The sequence below is a fragment of the Borrelia nietonii YOR genome (assembly GCF_023035795.1).
GTDB classification, from domain to species: domain Bacteria; phylum Spirochaetota; class Spirochaetia; order Borreliales; family Borreliaceae; genus Borrelia; species Borrelia hermsii.
The window spans coordinates 1-20,360 of the sequence record NZ_CP073153.1; the positions used below are offsets into that span (position 1 = coordinate 1).

Below are 20,360 nucleotides of genomic sequence, written 5' to 3' on the forward strand. Positions count from 1 at the left end.
CTGAAGTTTATCTTTAAGAGCTTCTAATGATACATCATCGGAATTTCTCAAGGCTTCATATCGTTTATATTCAACTTCATCACATATTATTTGATATTTATAGTCCTCAATTTTTTCATTATAATTTTCAATTGAATTTTCATATTCCCTAATCATGTTTTCATATTCTAATTTCTTAAATTCGGTTTTAAATTTAGAGTTCGAAATTTCATTAATTAAATCTTGTTTTTCAATCTCATATAAGATTATTCTTTTGCGGTAGGTCTTGATTTTTTAGTTTATACGCACTGTATGACCATCCAACTCTTGATCTTGAGGTTGCAACTTTGATGGTTAACTTTTTAGTGTCTAAATAATATAGTAACTTTATTCTCTTCGGTCATCTAAACTTATAATCTTTCTGTTGTCCCGGTTTAAAACATCTAGTATTAATACTTCACCGTACACAACATCAATCAACATGAATAACCAATTCCTGTAAGCTTCATTTCCCATATGATAAAGACCCAAAATCGATTTTGAATACCTTAAACACTCCAAAAGCTCTTTGATTGAAGGGAAGATGGTATATCTATACTACCATCTTCCCTAATGCACATCATACGCAAAGACTCTATGGAAGTTGAACTTATCCACATATTTAGAATATCTCTATCATTAATATCATTATTCTGACTCATATATTAGTAAATCTCTTTTAGAATATTGGTCAAAATTACTCTCAACTTGAAATAGTAATCTCAACAACTTCTTGTGGATTAAAATGAATAACCCCTGCTGATTGCATTGATGCATGAATATAATCACCATCAGGACCTGCAAATCTTCTAAAGAATATTTCAGGAATTATTGGCACAAACATTACTTCGGGATTAGGCTCATAAAGAATTGGATGCTCAAGACCCTTCAACACCAAAGTTACTATATGATGGTCTTTTAGAAGCGCGTCCTTGACTGTTATGTATTGCGGTTCACTGTAGAGATCTAACAAAAGACGTGAAAATTTATAAGGTAAGAGTAGGTGATAAAACCCATCAAGTTTTTCCTTATACTCCTCAGACTTATGTTTAGCTTCCACAACTTTTTGATGCAAAACACTTCCACTAGTTAATGATGAAGAAGACGTACTTGTTATTTTACTTCTGCCCGTAAGTGTTGCAATAACTTCCATCTTAATATCAGGCTTTCCAAATATAATTGAATGATAAGCATCGTTCATAAGACCAAGTTCCAAATTAGCCTTAATTTCATCCTCACTCATAGAACCAGACATCAAATCTTCTAAAGATATGCGTTGCACTGTGTTAAATGCACCATAAATTTTATATTCCATCTCTTGCAATGCTTTACGAGCCACATAATATCCTTGTCTAAGCTCACTTCTGCTTATAATCTTATAAGGTATGAACTCTTCAAGGCCCCCTTTTACAATCTGTACAACATCTCCACTGTAAACACCACTTGACTCTACAAAAATATTCCTGCTCACCCCTAAATTATAAAAATTTTCTACTACCATACCAATTGATGAAATACTCTCATCAACTACTTGTGCATCTTTCATATTTACCTCCTTAAAATTTTTATAATTTACTAACATAATTTAATATTTTCCTCCTAAACCTGTAAAAATTCTTCAAGTTCAGATTGAATTTTTACAGCAAGACCCAGTATATAAAGCCAAAGTACGTGCATACCTTTCATACACTTCAGCCCTGCTTCTTTTTCACTAATAGTTACTGTATTTATAAAATATACCACAATAAGCTTACACATCCGCTCAATATAAGAAAAATATATCATAATTCCCAACACTCTAGTTTTTTCCCCTCTGTATCACCTGACAATTTGTAACTTGAGATATAATCACAAATACCATGGTCATGTATACATAAAGTCAATCAGGATTGTAACCAAACCCCACCCTCCTATTTACATAAATAGACTCTCTATCTAAGATAGATCTTTTTACATCTTCTCCTTAAGTCTGAATTTGACATTAAATACGTACTTTGCATAACTACAAATCCTTCTCTATCTTCTCTGCTACACTAAGGTACTTCATCTTATAAACTAAGTATAACACAACAATTAATCTGCGTTAATTGTCTTTAACAAAAAATTAATTTGTATATCACTCCTGTAACTAAATATATATAATTTCTTCTCTTTTCTTCTGACCTTTATTAATACCTTATGACTTTTGCATAAGCGGAGCCCCTCACCCACACGGCTGATTGGAGATTGTGCTTAAGAACAATTTTAAAGAATTCAAAACTACTAAGGAAATATCTATAGCTAATTTAGGAATTATGCTTCCAACTCAAGAACAGAATAAAAATTTTAGGTTAAAATGAAATATGGCATGACATTTAGTTTAAAATGTTGATCAAAAGACTATTCTTTAAAAAAGCTTAATTCTACTATCCTTGCTTGAAAACTTCATCGTATTCTTAAAAACTATTCTTATCAAACGTTACCACTAAACATCTAGAATCTATTTACTATGCACTTCATAGCTCATATCAAAGTTCCAAAACCCATGTCGCTTTATGAATAAATGGCGTTTGTAATTAGTTTTGGATTAAGCAAAGTATGCTTTTTAATTTGTAAACCAGAAGATAAAGTATAATAAATAATATTATCTGCAAAGTTAGTAATAGTAAAATTTTTGTTATTTAGAGTGGTCAAAGGAATACGGCAGAGAATATGATACCAATTGATTTAAGCTTTGTACTATTTGATATTAAGAAGTTTTTTAGAGAAAGAAATAATTTCTTTAAGATTTATCTCAAATGAGTCAGTAGTAGATATTTTAGTAGCAATATTTTTATACTAACTATTGTAGCTAGTAGGAATCAAAAAATAATATTAAAAAACTTGAAACAACTTCTCTCATATTTTAAAAATCAATTTTCATTATCTCATCGCACACAAATCCTACATATATCAAAACAGCTGATGTAGCACACTAATAAGAACAGTAATAAATAAAGGCAAAAACACACTGCCAATATAAACAAAATACCTATCACAATTGATATAAATCCTATCCTTCTTTCCCTGTTATGCCATGTTAAACTTTGAATATAAGTAGTTAACAAGGAAACCATACCAAAATGGCTCCAAATGTTATAGAAATAATATATAAACCCAAAAAGAAAAGAAATTTAAACATTCAAGCCCAAACTTCTTATTCTTTTTATTATTTTTCAATAACTATCTTAAGTTAATACTTGTTGCACCAATTCTTCTATTTTTTCCCTCTTATCTCTTACCAGATTTTCAAATTCTATGATGGTTTCTTCTTTGAAAAAACTATTCAATCGCCCTTTTATTTCTATTAAATCGGATATACCTTTCAAATTCTTTATTTCGTCGATAGCTTGTTTTAAAAGCTCTTCCCTTCTTTCAAATACCTGTTTTAGCAAATTATCAATTTTAACAATAACATCTGCATCAAATTTTGGATTCTCGGAAAGTGAATTATCTGTTATCTGGGAACTAAGATAATATGTTAATTTTCTTATATGAGCCGTCAAATCAAATAAAAGTGCAAACATATTGTCAATAGGATCATATATATCCTTAGATTGCACACTTTTACCATCAAAATTGCCTAATTTGGCATGCCTCAATAATGGCAATAAATAGCGCTCGAAAATCGATGTTTCTTTAAGATCTTTTGTTACGCTCATATAAACATAATTTCGACCTCCAGCAAAATAACTATGATTAACTCCTCTTGCAGATAAACTCCTCATTTTTTTGCCGTAAAAAAGAACTCTCCAGTATCACTTTCAAGACCAGTGATGAACCATAGTTTCCTAAATTTTTCAATATAGTCATTAAGTCTACCTATCAAACTATTATAAGGAGCTTGTTTTTTCTGTTCTTCTAGTCTTTGCTGTTCCTCTAGTTTTTTATCCGCCACTCCAAAAACATTTGAAATTGCACTCTCATGACTTGCAATCTTATCTAACTCTCTTTGAGTATTTTGGGAACAACCTAGCATAAATATAAATAATGCATGAATTCCCACATAAAATATTTTCATACCTAAATATCTCCTTCTTTAAAATCATAATAAAACGTACTAAAAATCTTGGGTATTTGTTGTGGCCTCAAGATAACCGTATGTTTTGCAACCGACAAACATAAATATTATTACAGTGGATTACAGAAAATATAATAATGATATTACTAAAATGTTATTTATCATAAATATTCCCCTTTCTTGCTATCAAATAATAGTTACTCTTAAATAGAAGTTAACACTATTTCAAATATCAAGCTCATTTAATAAAAATGATTAAATTATTAATAAACCAATCAACATTGTATATGATAATATACTAAAAAAATCATTACTACTTTGCAAGATACATTTGTAAATGTGCTATTATAAAAAAGTCCCTTTGTTTCTTGAAAATATTCGATTTTTTGTACAATACGTTTTTCATTGGCATTTGAAATATACATACCAATACTCTTGTTTAATTTACGCGTATCTTTTAATAAAATAAAATAGGTTTAGTTACAATGAAATTCCTGTCAACAAACAATTTTAAACATAATTTTGTTATTTATGGTGTGTTACTACAAAACGATGTTTGATGAATCCAAATGGAATTAATAGTAGTGAGTCTTATTATTTAGGTTTCTACTTGCAAAAAGAACAAGAATCTTGGGGGATTTAGTAGAAAAATATTTAGATTTATATCTAAACATAAAAAACAATATACTTTAGTATGCTAGCTAACTTTTCAACACTTCCAATCTTTCCAACAGTATTTTCATCCATTTATATAAAAATGAATCCTATTTTTCTTTTTCAAGATTGTTTTGGATTTTTACGAAACTCTAAATTCTAAACCAGTAATTTGATATATTATCAACATTAAGTACCAATCTTCGTTTCTCGCTTATAACCAAACCTCTATCCATTAAGTCTGATAAATACTTTCTTATTTTATAATCAGATACATTTATATCTTAATAAAGCAAGGACTCAATCTCATTATTTGGCAAATATCTTCAAATATGATTCTTTCAATTCTATTCCTCTTTGTTTCACAATATTAACCGCTCTAATAACATGCTCATCATTTACAATTTTATTCAACATATAATAAACATCTTCTTTAGTGCTACTGCTAATATTTTTCTTTAAAGCCACACATTCTAGAATATTAAAAATCACATTTCTAACTAGCTCTAACATTGTTAAATATTTAGCTAGCCGTTTATTCATATCAACAAGCTCTTCCATAGTCACTTTAGAATCAAACTCTTTCCTTGAATTAGACTTAACAAAATCCCTAGGTATAATCTTACTATCTATAGGAAGGTAATAATTACTATAAAGTTGTTTTACAAAAACAGATCCAACATCCCTCATCATATCATTTATAATCTTAAGAAATTTAACAACAGTATTATTGTATTTATGGACTACTTCAAACTTACAAGGCAACGGAGAACATTCGCTCCTCAATTTATTCACACTAAATACCAACGCATAAATAAAATCTCGATGATATTTAAAAGCCATATAAATATATTCATCATTCATCTCATTAGATTGCATTAGTTCCGCGTCCAATACCTTAGCAAAGGTCACATATGGATAAGTATCAGCAGCACGATAAGGGCGCCGCTTAAGCTTTTCAAAATACAAAGCATGTGTATGATAATAGTTTTTTTTATAGTTAAAAACATATTTATATATTCCATCAAATTGATTTATAGATTCTTCTTTCGTTTTTACGTCGCTGGGCCCTCCTTCTGATAACAACCACTCCCAATCTAATCCTTCTCCATACTCATCAAGACCTATCAGATTTGATACCCATTCTTTATATACAGGTTCACACTTTTGTAACACTGGTGTTAATGCGTTTTCTTCGCTTTTAACTTCAGAAGGAAGGGGGGATGAAGGTCCAACTACATCTTGCTCTCCTGGCTTTTCTCCTTCCTGTATTTCATTAACTAAAGGAATCGGTATCTCTCTATCTATAACAACTAATGGGACGATTGGTATCTTGATTCCTTTACCTTCTAACTTATTGCTAATTATTATTTTCTCTGGTTTAACTTTGCTTTCTTCTGTATCTTGATAACAATTTATTATCAACACACTCAGCAATACCATACTTACTCTTACCATAAATTGCTCCTTTACTCATTATCTATCTTACCAAAAAGTAACAATACGCTGCACATTTATAATCTTTATAAAATTAAAATTAAGATGAGCTTGCAATGATAATTTATTTACTCGAGTAGATAGAATGTTTTGTCTTTGTAAACCTTGGAAAACTGTTTTTAAGTTATTACTGAACTTAAATAGTTGTATACTAAAAAATTTAAACTAATTATTTCAGTGTATCATCATTAGCACCAACCTTTATTTCTCTCTTATAACCAAACCCTTATCTATAGTCTGATAAATACTTCCAAACTTTCTCTATAACTTCGTTCATCTAAGTATACAATTAATAATAATTAATATACAATATAGCTTTATAAGCTTATCAATGAAAATATACTTATAGTAAGTTTTAATAGATAAATGCGGAGAATATTTAACCATGAAAAACTATTACAACTATTACCATTATTTTAAATTAATTTACAGGAAGCAGAAATACATTTTAACAGAAGGATTATATATATGAATAAATTTTTAAGATTCTTAGGTATATCAATATCAATATTGATAATTAATTGCAATCCACATTTAGGAAAAAATCAAAAATTAAAAAATACTGGTTTAGATGCCAATAATAGTATGTTCAGTGATCAGGTTATGGAAGAAAAATTATCAAAAGCAATTATAAGTATTGCAAAAGAATCACCAGAAGAGATTCTAACATTGATAGAAGAAATTTTAGAAGAAGAATTAAATAATGAGGAAAAAAAAGCTTTTGGGTTTTTAAGAGATATTTGTTTAAACAAGGATATGCAGCTTTTTAAGCCAGATCTTAATGTAAAACAAGCTAAATTTAATAAATTCTTATTAGATTCAGGAATTAATAGAATTAAAAAAATTCTTACAAATGTAATAGCAACATTAGATGCTCAAAAAGAGGCAAAACAAGCTATTAACAATTATAATGGTATTTTTAAAAAAGATTTTAAAAATAATGGGGTTATCAATAATTACGAAAACCTTATTATAAATGCTTTTGAGATGTATTGTGATGATGATAGTAGCATTTACTATCATCGGACTGAATATCAAACTCTTTATAAGGATTTTTATAAAAGTATGACTGACAAACATATAATAAATTACTATAACGCGATTAAGAAAGACATAGAAGATCTTGAAGCGTATCAAAATACAGCATATAGTACAGGCGTTAAAATGATTGATGGAATGGGTTTGTTACGACGAAGCTCATATTTCAAATAAAAGGATTATATTATGAATAAATTTTTAAGATTTTTAGGTATATCAATATCAATACTGATAATTAATTGCGATCCACATTTAGGAAAAAATAAAAATTCAAAAAATACTGGCTTAGATAGCAATAAAAGTAAATATATTAATCAAAACATTAAAATGAAAATTACACAAGAACAAGTAGCACAAGGGAATAAAACAGGACTTGTAAATAAAAAAAAACCTGAAGAACAAGTAACGCAAGAACAAGTGGCACAAGAACAAGTAACGCAAGAACAAGTGGCACAAGAACAAGTAACACAAGAACAAGTGGCACAAGAACCTGCAAAAAAAGAACGACTAAAGCAGACTTTAAGAGAAGTATTACAAAACTCTCCAAGCAAAGAATTAAAATTAGACGAAGTATATCCTATAGAAGATAAACAAATCTACAATACACCTCCTTTTTCTCTACTTCAAGACTCAATAAATCTTCTTAAAAAAGCTTTGATGAATAGGACTATTTATCGCTACGCGAATTATAATGAAGGATCAACTGAGTGGCGGGTTGACAAATTTAAAGTTTATACAGAAGAAGAAGTTGATAACTTTGTGAAATATCTAATAGATACTGATAAAATGCATTATTTTTTTAATAAAATTAAAATTACAACAGAGGGGAAAAATAACTTTATAGAATTTGAAAAATCCCTTAAAGCTGATAATAAGAGCCCTATAAATCAAGTTGATTATAATCTAGATATAAAGATACTAGAAGATGAATTTCTCTACGAGATTAGAAGAGCTTGCGACATAGGTTATCATTTTGGTATGTATCACAATGTTACTAGAGCTAAAGATGATGCAATTAGGCCTCTTATGTATTACAGCAGAATTAAAATATACATAAACATGGGAAAATACAAACTAAAAAGAGAAGATCAAGGATATTTGTATAGTTCTCATTATAAAGGATACACCGAAGCAGAAGGAAAGAGAACAAACAAAATAGATGAAGAAGATAAACAAAATGATGAAGGCTCAAGGGTTGACTTTAGAATTTGACGTTTAATAGTGCCTAAAGCAGTTGTATCTAATAACAAATACACACTGTGAAAAACACAAGGGGCTTCAAAGGATATATAAGTGCAAACAAACTCGCCAATAAAGCAAAACACAAAAGGCATGCCTTTAACAGCTAAGTTAAAACAGAACTAAATCCGTACAATTTATAATAAGATGGGCTCTAATCACTCAAATTCACGAATTACTTTCATGATCAATCTATTTCATGATTAATCTACTGGTACTTTAACAAAGAACAAATCATAATTTAACCTCTACAAACACCCCACTTATATTTAAAATACTATTTAAATATAACTATCAAGGTAAAAATTGATAAAATTACTAATAAAATTACTAATTCAAAATGCCCTATCTCTTGTTTTATTCACTTATTGATATATATTTCTTCAACTAAGGAGATAAAAATGCAATTGAAAAAACAATGTTTGTTTACACTTATAATGATAAGTTTTATTAGCTGTGACTTATTATTTGACAAAAAAATGCAAGATCAATCTGCTGGCCTACTCGATAAGGTCTACTCTATCTGGGATACTAAAGAGCAAGCTAGCAGAAATACCTCTGGCAAGTCAGATAAAGCAATTAAAAGACCTTTGAAAAAGGGAAGTAAAAAACTTAGAAAAGTTATAACAAGAGACAGATTGCGACAAGGCGATGGCCCTGCTGCTCATGTTGGGGCTCCTATTGTCAATGGTATATTAGTTTCAAGTTCTATGACCCAAGGTACACTTAAAGGAGAGGAGGGGGAAAATTTACCTGTTAGTGTCAACGGTAAAAGTGATTTAACTTCTCTTAGCAGTCAAGAAGGAGAAATTACTACACCAGGTATCACAGAATATACAATACCTACAAGCGGTCTAAGTGGCACTACAGGCACTCTTGACGGTTTAAGCAGCGAAACATTTAGTTCTTCAACACAAGGTTCAAATTTAAGTCCTCTTAGCAGTTCAATTAGTGAATACTCAGGTGACTATGAGTACACTTATTCTTCAGCAACAATCTCAGGTTTCTCTGGTTCTATGACAGAAGAAGAAGATGACCCACGCTACGAATATTATGATAAATTAAAGCAAGCTGAAAAAGATATCGATTCTGCATTTAAGATATTAGAAAAACTAAAAGAAGATAGAAATCAAGTCGAACTTCAAGGTACTATGAGAATGTCTGGTTATTCTACCTCAGAGGATAGAGCAACCGCCCAAGCAAAGTTGTACCAGTTTAGCAAAGCAAAACTAGTACAAGAACTTAAAGATCTTTTGGAAAAAATTGATAAGAATGCTAAGCTAACAATTGAGGGTGCAATAGAAGATTCTTACGAATTCTCATCAGAAATCTCCCAAAGTAATGATGCTACTGAGACAACCAAAAGCTTATATTTGGCTAAAGATATATTATACGATCTTATAAAAGCCGTTGAAAGCTCAGCTAATACTTATGATGCTTACGCAAAAAGAACAGGCATAGGTCATGGCTCTAAATTCTCAGAATTAGAAAAGCATTTAAAAGATGCAAAAAGTTTAATCAAAAAAGCCTTAAAATAAGTTGGTTTATTCCTTAAAAATGAGATTATATAAATATAATTTTTAACTTAAAACAACAGATAGACTCAATTTACAGTCTATCTGTTAATTAATATGTATTAAATGTTTTTAAATTAAATTGCACTATATTTGCTTTAAAGGAGGCAAAATGCAATTAACAAAAAAATATTTACTAGTAATTTTTTTATTATTAAGCCTTGCTAGCTGTGATTTATTCAATAAAAACAAAAAATTAGATGCTGATTTACTAAAAACTCTTGATAATTTACTAAAAACTCTTGATAATAATCAAAAACAAGCTCTCATTTACTTTAAAGATAAACTTCAAGATAAAAAATATTTAAATGATTTAATGGAACAACAGAAAAGTTTTTTAGACAATTTACAGAAAAAGAAAGAAGATCCTGATTTGCAAGATAGACTTAAAAAAACACTAAACTCTGAGTATGATGAGAGTCAATTCAATAAATTACTTAATGAACTTGGAAATGCTAAGGCTAAACAATTCCTTCAACAATTGCATATAATGCTACAGTCTATTAAAGACGGCACGCTTACAAGCTTTTCATCTTCAAATTTCAATGACTTGCAAAATTTAGAGCAAAAAAAAGAACGGGCATTGCAATATATCAATGGTAAATTATATGTTGAATACTATTTCTATATCAATGGAATTAGCAATGCAGACAATTTTTTTGAAACTATAATGGAATATTTAAAAACTTAAGTTGATCTTATAAATCAAACTGATGTAAAATCAAAACCTTATTAACTGAAATCTTTTGGTTTTACATAAATTTTAATATCAGTATTATTTATATGTTAACCTGAGAGTATAGGCAGTACTTCAATTACTACCTATTTCTCTTTTGAGTTACTACTAATATACAAAGCAATACATTGAAATACACTAATTTTTATATCAGCGCTCAAAGACTAATTTATCGCATGTGCCTTTGCCTTAATTTGCTTAAATTTATCTGCATAACTTAATGCAATAAGTTTATGCCATAATTCTACATTCTCCTCCGCAGGATTATAGAATGCGGCTTTTAACTCTTGTGTATAATCATTATCAACTTTTAAATAATCATCATTTAATTTATCTTTTTCAGCCCGGTCATTTATTATGCTTATAGCTGCTCGCGCTTCGGCTCTTGCCTCAAGAATATTCATAATATTTTGAATAACCATCCTGAATTTATCAGTATTAAAAACAAATCCAGACATTACATAATGAAAATTATTAACAGTATATATTTCAAACTTGCTCAGATGTTTATGATCTTCTTTATGCCGCGGTTTTTTAAAACATTCCCGCACATTACGAAACATAATAAACTTGGAATTCACTACTACATCTCTCAAGTAATTAATGACTCTCGTCTCTTCATCGGTCAAATTAAATTTATAATCTATTTTAGAAATCAACGCCACATCAATATCAATTGCCTCAAACTTGACCTTCGCATCCACAATCAATTTAGCAAAGTTGCTATCATTAGTAAGATTATCATATGCTTGATTAGGATCATCACATGCCAGTTTTAACACTTTCTCATAATAATTATTAGCGCTCACAAACCGCTTACTTAATGCATCTTTTTTAGTTACATCTTGTACCTTAGCAACAGCTGCTTCAGCTGAGGCTTTTGCATTAAAAATAACTGCAATATTTTCAGCAACTGTTTGAGTTCTAACAGCACCAAAAGTAATAGATAGCAGCTTATAAAAATCAAATTCATCATATGTTTTTACTCTTACCCCATCTGCATCACGTACAACAAACCTAGAATCAGTCAATACATTTTTCAAGCACAAAACAGCTCTTGCCTGGTAGTCAGTTAGATTCAATTTAACAAATAATTCATCAAATCTAACATTATTATGATTACCAACACTAACAAATGCCCTATTCATTGGAAAACTAGCATTATGATACCCATCTACTGAACTAGAGACAGTACCTTTTTTATCCACATTACAACTAACTAATAACAATACTAATAATACTTTACTCTTATTACTCTTCATGTCCATTTCCTTTCAATTGACATACAATAAATGCTATAATATCCACTCCCCTTCCCGCTTTTAACTTCACGCTCTTACTGCTAAGTGTTAGCTATATTTTTGTTTGAAGGTTCTCCAACCTAGCTTTATAGTCAAAACTCAAATTAGCAAACGCCCCGCCTACAAGTTTGTTATATGCCTTAGTAGAATCTTTAAAAATAAGTTTTAACTCGTTTTTATATACATTATCATTAAGCTCAATATCTGCTAGCAATCGATTTCTTTTTGCATCTTCTTGCACCTTATCAACAGCTACAATGGTTGCCTCTACTATTCTTAGGGTTTTTACAATTGAATCTAAAGCCCTTTTAATGTTAGAAGCACTAAAAGGAAGGGATATTAATACAGAATAAACCTCATCATCATCATATACTACTTCTACCACATTACTTGGAGAAATACCAGAAGCAGTTAATGCATCTCGCAAGTAATATACAGCCTTTTTCTCTTCAAGAGTCAAATTAAACTTGTTAAATACTTCAGCGGATAATGCTGCAATTTTCTCAACATTACCAAGCTCGCCCTTTGCTATCTCAATTACGTCAGTCAACACAGATGCCTGATCAGGCCTATTAAATACAATTTTTAAAAACTTTTCATTCCAAACTCGGCTTAAATGCTCATGCAATCTACTTTTTTCAAATTCATATTGCACCTTATCAATAGCTCCCTTAGTTTTCTCTAATGCCTTTTGGATTTCCATAATGCTCTCAGCAACTTCTTTAGTGCCATCCTTACCAAAACTATTGAGTAAACTATAAAACTCCTCACTGGTGTACGCTTTGTAATCCTTTTTATATACATCGGGTATAAAATGCTTAAAGCTCATTAATATATCTTTTAAGTAATCTATAGTATTCTTCTCTTCGGTTGTTAGATTAAAATTTTTATACATATCTGCATAACGACCTACATCATCTTCCCCTTTATCCAACAAACTACAACTAACTAACAACAATAATAATGATAACAACTTAATCTTATTCATCTTCATACCTAAAACCCCTTTTTTAGCAGATTTCCTATATGTACATTTTAACTTTTTTTTAATATAATATAAATAATCCTGCTACTTATAACTTCTAGCTTCTTCTAATTCATTAATAAACTATATAAATTTTTTTAACCAAATTACACCTAACTAATTAATAACATTAGTAATAATTAGAGATTATTACTAATAAATAATCTCCTTTTAAATGCACAATAAATACTAGCAATAACTTGCTAGTTATTATTCCGGTTTTAAGACCTGCTGCTTGCACTAACTTTTGCTTCGTGCCTCTTGCTTAATTCTCTCAAATTCACCTGCAACAGTATGACTTAAACGATCAAATATATCACTAGTAAGCTTAGCATATAGCTTATCAGGATCCTTTAATACAGGTTTCAACTCTTGATCATACAAATCCTTCTGGCGATTAAACTGCTCTTTTAAATCATTTTTTATAGTCTCATCTTTTATCTTGCCAATAGCCGCTTCAGCTGCGTTCAGGACCTTAATAGTCTTTTTCATGTTCTTAAAAGTATTTTTAATGTTAGCAGCACCAAAAGGAGGGGACGCTAATAGCCCATAAATCTCATATTTAGTATACGGGGTTACCTTTACTCCAGTATCATCATCTTCACCATAAACAATTGATAAAGCTAAAATGTACCGAACAACTCTTTTCTCATAAAGATCCAGATTAAAGGTGTCATATATTTTAGCAGCTAACTCTGCACTTCTCTTAATTCCTTTTTCAAATACGTCCTTTACTTTCACATTCCGTTCAACAAGCTCATTATATGTCAATGAAGGATCATCGAATGCAACTTTTAATACCTTTTTATACCAATTCTGCCTTAACTCCAGCTGCTTGAATACTTCTCGTTCGATTAAATCCCCTATCTTGCTGACAGCTTCCTCAGCTTCGGCTTGCGCATTTAGAACCGCCACAATGCTTCCAGCAACTTTTTTAATACCAGCCTTACCAAAACTATCTAGCAAACTATAAAACTCCTCACTGGTATACGTTTTGTAATCCTTTCTATATACACCGGGTATAAAATGCTTAAAATTCATTAATGTATCTTTCAAGTAATTTATAGCTTTCTTCTCTTCAGTAGTTAGATCAAAATCTTTAAGTAATTCATCTGATTGACTAGTTGATCTAGTTGATCTAGGAATCAATGCATGCTGCCCATTAGTTACATATGACCCCCCAGTAACTGAATATACACCTTGCTCACTGGAAGCAGCTCCAGCTGAATTTTCTTTTTTAAATAGATCACAACTTATTAATAATGTTAATAACATTAACACTACTTTAATACTACTTAATTGCACAAATATTCTCCTTTTTTATCTTATATATTTGTTATTATATAATACAATATATTACAAATTAATATATTATATTATATAATAACAAATATTAAGTTTCAACATTATTAAGTTTCTGCATTAATATTAATTTACAAATATCTTTGAAAAGCTTATTAACATATCTCCTTTATTCATCTACTCAAGTGACTACTACGTATACTTTAACAAATTGGGCTAATTGAAAAAGTTAAGATTTTAATAATCCGGACTACACAAGCATCGCTATAAACTTTTATAGCATAACCACAGGAACTTTAAAAAATTTAAAATTTTTTTTAAAAAAACTTGAAATAAATAATTTTTTGAACTAATAATTAATTACCAAATACTTTAATTTTTCAAAAGGAAGATTGTTTACTCACAATGTTTTATACATTCTTTTAAATGTCCCCTTTACCAAGGGGGCTTTTTTTCAACCATTTCTTAAAAGCATAAATGCCCTCTTACACGTATATCCAACTTTATATAAAGTATTAATCTAAATAACACACATCAAATTAACAGAATCACTAATTATATTATTCATTTTTAAACTTATTTCATTACATCAAAACGCAACATTCTAATCAAATTAAAAGACTAACAACACTCAAACTGAGATCAAGAATAAACAAAATCTAAAGGTTAAACCAATTTAGGTAAAGCCCACTTTAATAAACGTTTATCAAGTGCTATCAGATTTATGAAGTATATTTTTTGTAAAAGGAGATATTATATGGGGTATGTAAAAATAATCAGTATCGCAGCATTGCTACTAACGATCAATTGTAAATCAGATAATAACAGGCTGAATGCAAAAAGTGATGCTAAAATTGCAAAAGAAACCGCAAAATCTGTAGAAGAATCTACTACCGAACAAGTAAGTAAACTTACAGGATTAGAAATAACTAAGATTAAGGCTTTAAGTACAGAAGAGCTCGCTAAAATTGCTGCCGGGGCAAAATCAAAATCTGAAGACTCTAAAAAGGGAATTGATCATTTTAAAAAAACTACAGGTAAAGCAAAATTAGAAGTAAATGATATCCCAAATCTTATTAAAGCAATTAAAAATTCTGCTGAAAAGATTGAAATAGCATTCAAGGCATTATTAAATGCAGGATACAATGGTCCTGTAGCAAATGCCGTCAAGAGTAACATAGATAGTGGGATAAAAATGCTAACTTTACTGGATAAGTTATTAGACATAGCTACCAGGACAACTCATAATAGTAGAGAACTAGAGATCAAAAAGACAATAAAGCAATTCAATACACATAATCCAAGCTTACAAATTTATATCAATGAATCTGGAGCTCACACGAAAGCATACATAAGGATTATTATGACAAATGTAAGTAGATATTTTTTTAATGGTGTCTATGATGAGTTAAGCGATAATTTAGACCAAGCTCCAAGTAATCTTAAAGAAGCTTTGACATCTCTAAAAGAGGCTGCCGACTCTATAAGCACTGCAGCAGGAATAATTGAGCTATGTTTTAATAGCAATTATTAATCAATTTGAATATCATTAACGATATACTAAGAAAATGTCTTTATGACATTATTTTGGTATATATTATATTTTTAATAAGCGTATAAACCTTTGTTTAGGCAACTTGAGTATTTCTGGTCATGAACAAACATGTAATTATCAGATCTATTTGAAAATAAAACCTGCTATTATAGTAATTGCAATAACAAAAGTAAAACCAAATACCCATCTAACAAGATTATTTGTCTCTTTTATATTTTCATTTAATGCCTTAACTGAAACATCTATTTTATCATTTAGATAATCAAATTTTAAATTTAAGTTTTTCTCTACGTTATCTATCTTGGTATTAAGTTCTGCTTTTGCATTATCTATTTTAATATTAAGCTCTGCCTTTACATTATCTATCTTATCTTCTAGATAAGTAAATTTAACATTAAATTGTTTCTCGAAGTTTTCTATCTTAAGATTAAAATTTCTCTCTAAATTTTCTAAGTCTTTATACGTAAGCTCATTATGATAATAACGCTTTGACAAATCAAGCGCAATAGCTTTATGCATACCTATCTTAACAAACTCACTATAAATTCGCTTTTCTGTGATGTAAGGATTATCCTTAACCTTTACATTCTGCATAAACACGCCCCTAATCTATGATACTTTAAAATCTAGATAAATAATCAATAAAAAATCATCTTTAAAACCAAATAAACTACACCAAGTTAGCATTAACTACAAAACAATTACGGGTATCAATAGACCATAAAGTCAACATTACACTTAACTAGCTATCATTAATGTAATAACTTATTCCTTTTTAAATTGCACTTATATTCCAACAATATGCAATACGAATTATACAATATACCATGATAGCTATATTTAAGAGATTATTAATTGTCTAATTTGACAAAAAGGAAAATTATTATAAAACGTAATTCCTTCATTATATCGACTCTAATAACCCTAACTTTAGTTGCCTGCATTTAAATTCTAAATATCAGGACTTATTTTATAATCAATCATTACAAATTTAAGCCAGTCATTCCTTATTCCAATGACGAATAACTACATATAGAATAATCCAAGTGACAAATAAAAATTATAAAATGAATACTACATATTACTAAACATCAATTATTGAATAAACATTACCTATAATGAATATTATACCTCCCCCATCTTGATATTTAAATTTAATATTATATATAATATTAAATAATATATAATGTAAATTACATGTAATATCAAATAATAATTAATATTATTTGATAAAATATTAATTAATATTTGTTAAATTTTACAAGCAAGGAGAATATTTTGAAAAACTATTTTTTAATCATGTATTTTCTAATAATTTTTACCGCTTGCAAATCAGACCTTAACGAGCAAAGAACAAAAGGATTGCATCACAAGGATCAACCAAATTGGACACAGTCAACGCAAAGAGATGACATATCATCACCACAGACACAGATACAAAAAAAATGCAAAGAAGAAGCTGAAAAAAAAGCAAAACAAATGTTAATAAAATCTTTAAGAGAACAGATTCAAAATGCCACGGTTTTAATAGAGATAGACAAAACAAATACTCAAAAGAATGAGCCTGCGGATCAATTTGGGATGAAAAATGGAGCATTTAAAATCATCATAGGCAATCCTAGTCAGAAAGCTTACAATGATCCTGAAAGTCAAAATAACAGAAGACAATTCTATTCATCTCTAAATTACGACGGAGAAAAAATTAGAAAGATTGGGATCATTCTTAATCAAATAACATCTGATGGTACCAATAGGGGACAATTACACATAGACATCACAAATGCAGGAAGAGCTTACTCGCAATTCTTATTTGAACGGGTAATCGATAAAATAAAAGAAGCTCAAAACAAGTTTGATTCTCTGGCCCTTCAAGATTTAAGAACAATTAAAATTAAACTTGATGCAATTGAAAAAGTAAAATTACTGTGGCAAAACACAGTAGATAGTATCATCAAGGATTATGATGATGACAGGGATGGAATTAAAACTGATAGCAAAAAATTAATTGAACATATAAAAGAAAAATATGGCAACATACTTCAAAAGAAAATCCCTGCAATCGGCATACTAGCTGGTGATATTAACAAAATTTTAAAAAAAATAAATTAGCAATCTATATTAAACATTACAATAATGACAATAATGAATTTATAAACTGCAGAAGAGAAGGTATCCTCTTTTCTGCTTTTATTTTTTACCTTCATGCTTAAAATTTTTACTTAAATTCAATAAAGAAGATGTAACTATGATAGTTCTTTTCTCTTTAAGACATACAACAATCTATAACTGTCTTAAAGTAAAACTTTAAAATAATCCCTTAACACAATACATACCATCTTGACAATAGCATTACTACACAGATATACGTGTATAATATTATTTATAGCTATTATTTAATAAATAATATTTAATTGCTATTATTTAATGGTTATAAACCATAAGTTATTAAATCTTAAAAATAAGGGGAATATTTTGAAAATCTATTTTTTTGTCATTCCTTTTATAATAATTTTTACTCTAACTACTTGCAACTCAGATCTTGATTTATTTCCAAAAACAGGAATAATAGGCTTGCGCAACTTTCTTGATAGCTTAGAGCCAGAAGCGATAGAAAAACTTAAAAATGCTTTAATAAATGAGCTAAGAAAAAAAGCTTCCAATATTAAACCCATATTAGATATACACAATAATGATGCCTGGATCGAAGATAGTACTCAATTTGGAATGAAAGGAAATGGCAAGGCATTTGATATGATTGACAATAAGGCAAATACTCAAAAAGTAAGTAATAATATAAATAAGTCGGTTAGAAGGCAATTCTATTTAGCTTTGGAATACGATGATAAAACAATTAAAAACTTCGGGACAATTCTTAACCAAATAACAGCAACTATTACTCAAAGAAACAATACGCTGCTTACCAAGATCGCAAATGCAGCAATAATATACTCTTCCAACTATTTTGAACTTGCATTCACAGTACTCATTAATAAAAAGGATCAACTTGAATCTTTAAATCTTAATGCCCTCCTCTTCCTTAAAGAAGCATTTGATATTCTTGAAAGGATAAGAAATCATTGGAAACAAACTGTAAAAAATCTTACCAATGATTACATTAATGATAAAAATAACATTAGAACTAACAAAACCAAAATCATATCCCACATAACTCATAACTATAGATCGAACTTTACAACCGCAATTAATAAAATTGATACAATAAGTAGTAACATTGCAATAATCTTAAAAGAACTTAGATAAACGATGGGGTTAAGAAAAGATATATTACATATTTCAAATAATAACCTGATTATTTAACTTTTCCTATTGATATTCCTATTGCTTTTCCTATTGATATTCAAAATCAAATCAATATAATAAATACATACTATTAATAAATAATGATTATCAATTAATAATAAGCATTGTTATAAACAAACACTGTATTCAATTTTAAAAACAAGGAGAACACTTTGAAAAATTATTTTTTTGCATCATTAATTTTCATAACCTTTATTCTAATTGCCTGCAATCCAAACCTTAAACCAGTTCCTAATGAGACAATAAATAGAAAGACCAAAATTCTAATAGATAAGCTGATAAGCCAAGCTGATAATATTAAACACATACTCAATATACACATCAATGATAAATGGGTCGAGGATAACACTCAATTTGACATGAAAGGAACAAATCAATTATTTGATGTCATTACCACTGATAATAACAAAAAATATAAGGATAATAAATTTACCAGGAGAGAAATTTATTTAGCCTTCGAGTATCACACAAACTCCATTAGAGAATTTGGAACAATTGCCAACAAATTAGCAGATGGTGCTATTAAAGGCAGTAATCAAGACATTCAACACCTAAATATGGTCATAAACCAAGTAAGGCAATATGCTAGAAATTATTTTTTAGTTGCATTCACACCACTAATTAACAAAAGAGATAAACTTACCTCTTTAAGCCTTCGTGACTTAAAAAAACTTACAAATAAATTCAAAACACTTGAAAATAAAAAACAACAGATTAAAAATATGCTGCTCAAGATAAAAAATGATTTCAATAATAATCAGAATAATATTAAAACAGGTAGCATCGCTAATTTAATAAAATACCTGACTGTCGATAATAAATATCCTGAACAACTTACATATGCAGCTATTACAATCGACTACATATGTAAAGACATTAGCTCAATCTTAGGCAAAATATAAACATTATGTAACATATATTTAACATAAATTACATTTCAAATAACGAAGAAGAAGAAGAAGAAGAAGATGATGATGATGATGATGAAGAAAAGGTATTCTTTTCTTCTTACTGAGCGTAAGAATTTACATTTAAGAAATTTACAGGGCAGCAAGTGTTATT

18 protein-coding genes are annotated in these 20,360 nt (G+C 29.1%); 8 read left to right on the top strand and 10 right to left on the bottom strand.

Features of this window, described 5'->3' with window-relative positions; genetic code table 11:
* Positions 1 to 527: 527 nt before the first annotated feature.
* The 6 genes from bhYOR_RS05285 to bhYOR_RS05310 all read right to left on the bottom strand — a co-directional run bounded on the left by bhYOR_RS05285 (position 528) and on the right by bhYOR_RS05310 (position 6,169).
* The gene (locus bhYOR_RS05285; RefSeq protein WP_155265611.1) at positions 528 to 680 is read right to left on the bottom strand and encodes a hypothetical protein; all 153 of its coding nucleotides are present in this window, start codon (positions 678 to 680) and stop codon (positions 528 to 530) included.
* A gap of 41 nt (positions 681 to 721) precedes the next feature.
* Positions 722 to 1,489: a hypothetical protein gene (locus bhYOR_RS05290; RefSeq protein ID WP_025400393.1), complete on the bottom strand. Its 768-nt coding sequence runs from the start codon at positions 1,487 to 1,489 to the stop codon at positions 722 to 724.
* A 128-nt stretch (positions 1,490 to 1,617) separates the two neighbouring features.
* Positions 1,618 to 1,812 carry a hypothetical protein gene (locus bhYOR_RS05295; RefSeq protein ID WP_155265612.1) on the bottom strand — a complete coding sequence of 65 codons (195 nt, stop codon included), beginning with the start codon at positions 1,810 to 1,812 and terminating at the stop codon, positions 1,618 to 1,620.
* Between the two features lie 1,412 nt (positions 1,813 to 3,224).
* Positions 3,225 to 3,698 (bottom strand): hypothetical protein, encoded by a 474-nt coding sequence (locus bhYOR_RS05300; RefSeq protein ID WP_247088426.1) that lies wholly within the window; start codon positions 3,696 to 3,698, stop codon positions 3,225 to 3,227.
* 62 nt (positions 3,699 to 3,760) lie between these two features.
* Positions 3,761 to 4,057 (bottom strand): hypothetical protein, encoded by a 297-nt coding sequence (locus tag bhYOR_RS05305; RefSeq protein ID WP_025400396.1) that lies wholly within the window; start codon positions 4,055 to 4,057, stop codon positions 3,761 to 3,763.
* A gap of 963 nt (positions 4,058 to 5,020) precedes the next feature.
* Positions 5,021 to 6,169 carry a hypothetical protein gene (locus bhYOR_RS05310; protein WP_025434271.1) on the bottom strand — a complete coding sequence of 383 codons (1,149 nt, stop codon included), beginning with the start codon at positions 6,167 to 6,169 and terminating at the stop codon, positions 5,021 to 5,023.
* A gap of 507 nt (positions 6,170 to 6,676) precedes the next feature.
* On the opposite strand from bhYOR_RS05310, the gene bhYOR_RS05315 reads away from it, so the two are divergent.
* The 4 genes from bhYOR_RS05315 (at position 6,677) to bhYOR_RS05330 (ending at position 10,750) form a co-directional block, all read left to right on the top strand.
* Positions 6,677 to 7,420, top strand: coding sequence for a hypothetical protein (locus bhYOR_RS05315; protein ID WP_025434272.1), 744 nt, complete (start codon positions 6,677 to 6,679; stop codon positions 7,418 to 7,420).
* 12 nt (positions 7,421 to 7,432) lie between these two features.
* Positions 7,433 to 8,458, top strand: coding sequence for a hypothetical protein (locus tag bhYOR_RS05320; protein WP_247088428.1), 1,026 nt, complete (start codon positions 7,433 to 7,435; stop codon positions 8,456 to 8,458).
* Positions 8,459 to 8,886: 428 nt separating this feature from the next.
* Positions 8,887 to 10,023 carry a hypothetical protein gene (locus bhYOR_RS05325; protein ID WP_025400401.1) on the top strand — a complete coding sequence of 379 codons (1,137 nt, stop codon included), beginning with the start codon at positions 8,887 to 8,889 and terminating at the stop codon, positions 10,021 to 10,023.
* A gap of 148 nt (positions 10,024 to 10,171) precedes the next feature.
* On the top strand, positions 10,172 to 10,750 hold the full coding sequence (locus bhYOR_RS05330; RefSeq protein WP_025400402.1) for a hypothetical protein: 579 nt from the start codon (positions 10,172 to 10,174) through the stop codon (positions 10,748 to 10,750).
* A gap of 209 nt (positions 10,751 to 10,959) precedes the next feature.
* Here bhYOR_RS05330 and bhYOR_RS05335 read toward each other — a convergent pair whose 3' ends face one another.
* The 3 genes from bhYOR_RS05335 to bhYOR_RS05345 all read right to left on the bottom strand — a co-directional run bounded on the left by bhYOR_RS05335 (position 10,960) and on the right by bhYOR_RS05345 (position 14,425).
* Entirely contained in the window at positions 10,960 to 12,057 is a 1,098-nt protein-coding gene (locus bhYOR_RS05335; RefSeq protein ID WP_025434275.1) for a BTA121 domain-containing protein surface lipoprotein, read from the bottom strand.
* A gap of 91 nt (positions 12,058 to 12,148) precedes the next feature.
* Positions 12,149 to 13,090, bottom strand: coding sequence for a BTA121 domain-containing protein surface lipoprotein (locus bhYOR_RS05340; RefSeq protein WP_025400404.1), 942 nt, complete (start codon positions 13,088 to 13,090; stop codon positions 12,149 to 12,151).
* Between the two features lie 270 nt (positions 13,091 to 13,360).
* Positions 13,361 to 14,425, bottom strand: coding sequence for a BTA121 domain-containing protein surface lipoprotein (locus tag bhYOR_RS05345; RefSeq protein ID WP_025434276.1), 1,065 nt, complete (start codon positions 14,423 to 14,425; stop codon positions 13,361 to 13,363).
* Between the two features lie 754 nt (positions 14,426 to 15,179).
* On the opposite strand from bhYOR_RS05345, the gene bhYOR_RS05350 reads away from it, so the two are divergent.
* The gene (locus tag bhYOR_RS05350; protein WP_025434277.1) at positions 15,180 to 15,956 is read left to right on the top strand and encodes a hypothetical protein; all 777 of its coding nucleotides are present in this window, start codon (positions 15,180 to 15,182) and stop codon (positions 15,954 to 15,956) included.
* A 144-nt stretch (positions 15,957 to 16,100) separates the two neighbouring features.
* Here bhYOR_RS05350 and bdr read toward each other — a convergent pair whose 3' ends face one another.
* Positions 16,101 to 16,571, bottom strand: a complete 471-nt coding sequence (gene bdr / locus bhYOR_RS05355) for a Bdr family repetitive protein (RefSeq protein WP_025400407.1) — start codon at positions 16,569 to 16,571, stop codon at positions 16,101 to 16,103.
* Between the two features lie 654 nt (positions 16,572 to 17,225).
* On the opposite strand from bdr, the gene bhYOR_RS05360 reads away from it, so the two are divergent.
* The 3 genes from bhYOR_RS05360 to bhYOR_RS05370 all read left to right on the top strand — a co-directional run bounded on the left by bhYOR_RS05360 (position 17,226) and on the right by bhYOR_RS05370 (position 20,200).
* Positions 17,226 to 18,086 (top strand): complement regulator-acquiring protein, encoded by an 861-nt coding sequence (locus tag bhYOR_RS05360; RefSeq protein ID WP_276325103.1) that lies wholly within the window; start codon positions 17,226 to 17,228, stop codon positions 18,084 to 18,086.
* 363 nt (positions 18,087 to 18,449) lie between these two features.
* Complete coding sequence (locus bhYOR_RS05365) at positions 18,450 to 19,238, top strand: complement regulator-acquiring protein (protein WP_025400409.1); 789 nt, start codon at positions 18,450 to 18,452, stop codon at positions 19,236 to 19,238.
* Positions 19,239 to 19,450: 212 nt separating this feature from the next.
* Positions 19,451 to 20,200, top strand: coding sequence for a CRASP family complement regulator-acquiring lipoprotein (locus bhYOR_RS05370; protein WP_025400410.1), 750 nt, complete (start codon positions 19,451 to 19,453; stop codon positions 20,198 to 20,200).
* The last annotated feature ends 160 nt before the right edge of the window (positions 20,201 to 20,360 follow it).

Bases quoted from the DNA above. Each gene is read 5' to 3' on its own strand.
- bhYOR_RS05320 (WP_247088428.1), top strand. From the start codon at position 7,433: ATGAATAAATTTTTAAGATTTTTAGGTATATCAATATCAATACTGATA.
- bhYOR_RS05335 (WP_025434275.1), bottom strand. From the start codon at position 12,057: ATGAAGAGTAATAAGAGTAAAGTATTATTAGTATTGTTATTAGTTAGT.
- bhYOR_RS05330 (WP_025400402.1), top strand. From the start codon at position 10,172: ATGCAATTAACAAAAAAATATTTACTAGTAATTTTTTTATTATTAAGC.
- bdr (WP_025400407.1), bottom strand. From the start codon at position 16,571: ATGCAGAATGTAAAGGTTAAGGATAATCCTTACATCACAGAAAAGCGA.
- bhYOR_RS05305 (WP_025400396.1), bottom strand. From the start codon at position 4,057: ATGAAAATATTTTATGTGGGAATTCATGCATTATTTATATTTATGCTA.
- bhYOR_RS05300 (WP_247088426.1), bottom strand. From the start codon at position 3,698: ATGAGCGTAACAAAAGATCTTAAAGAAACATCGATTTTCGAGCGCTAT.
- bhYOR_RS05350 (WP_025434277.1), top strand. From the start codon at position 15,180: ATGGGGTATGTAAAAATAATCAGTATCGCAGCATTGCTACTAACGATC.
- bhYOR_RS05315 (WP_025434272.1), top strand. From the start codon at position 6,677: ATGAATAAATTTTTAAGATTCTTAGGTATATCAATATCAATATTGATA.
- bhYOR_RS05340 (WP_025400404.1), bottom strand. From the start codon at position 13,090: ATGAAGATGAATAAGATTAAGTTGTTATCATTATTATTGTTGTTAGTT.
- bhYOR_RS05310 (WP_025434271.1), bottom strand. From the start codon at position 6,169: ATGGTAAGAGTAAGTATGGTATTGCTGAGTGTGTTGATAATAAATTGT.
- bhYOR_RS05285 (WP_155265611.1), bottom strand. From the start codon at position 680: ATGAGTCAGAATAATGATATTAATGATAGAGATATTCTAAATATGTGG.
- bhYOR_RS05325 (WP_025400401.1), top strand. From the start codon at position 8,887: ATGCAATTGAAAAAACAATGTTTGTTTACACTTATAATGATAAGTTTT.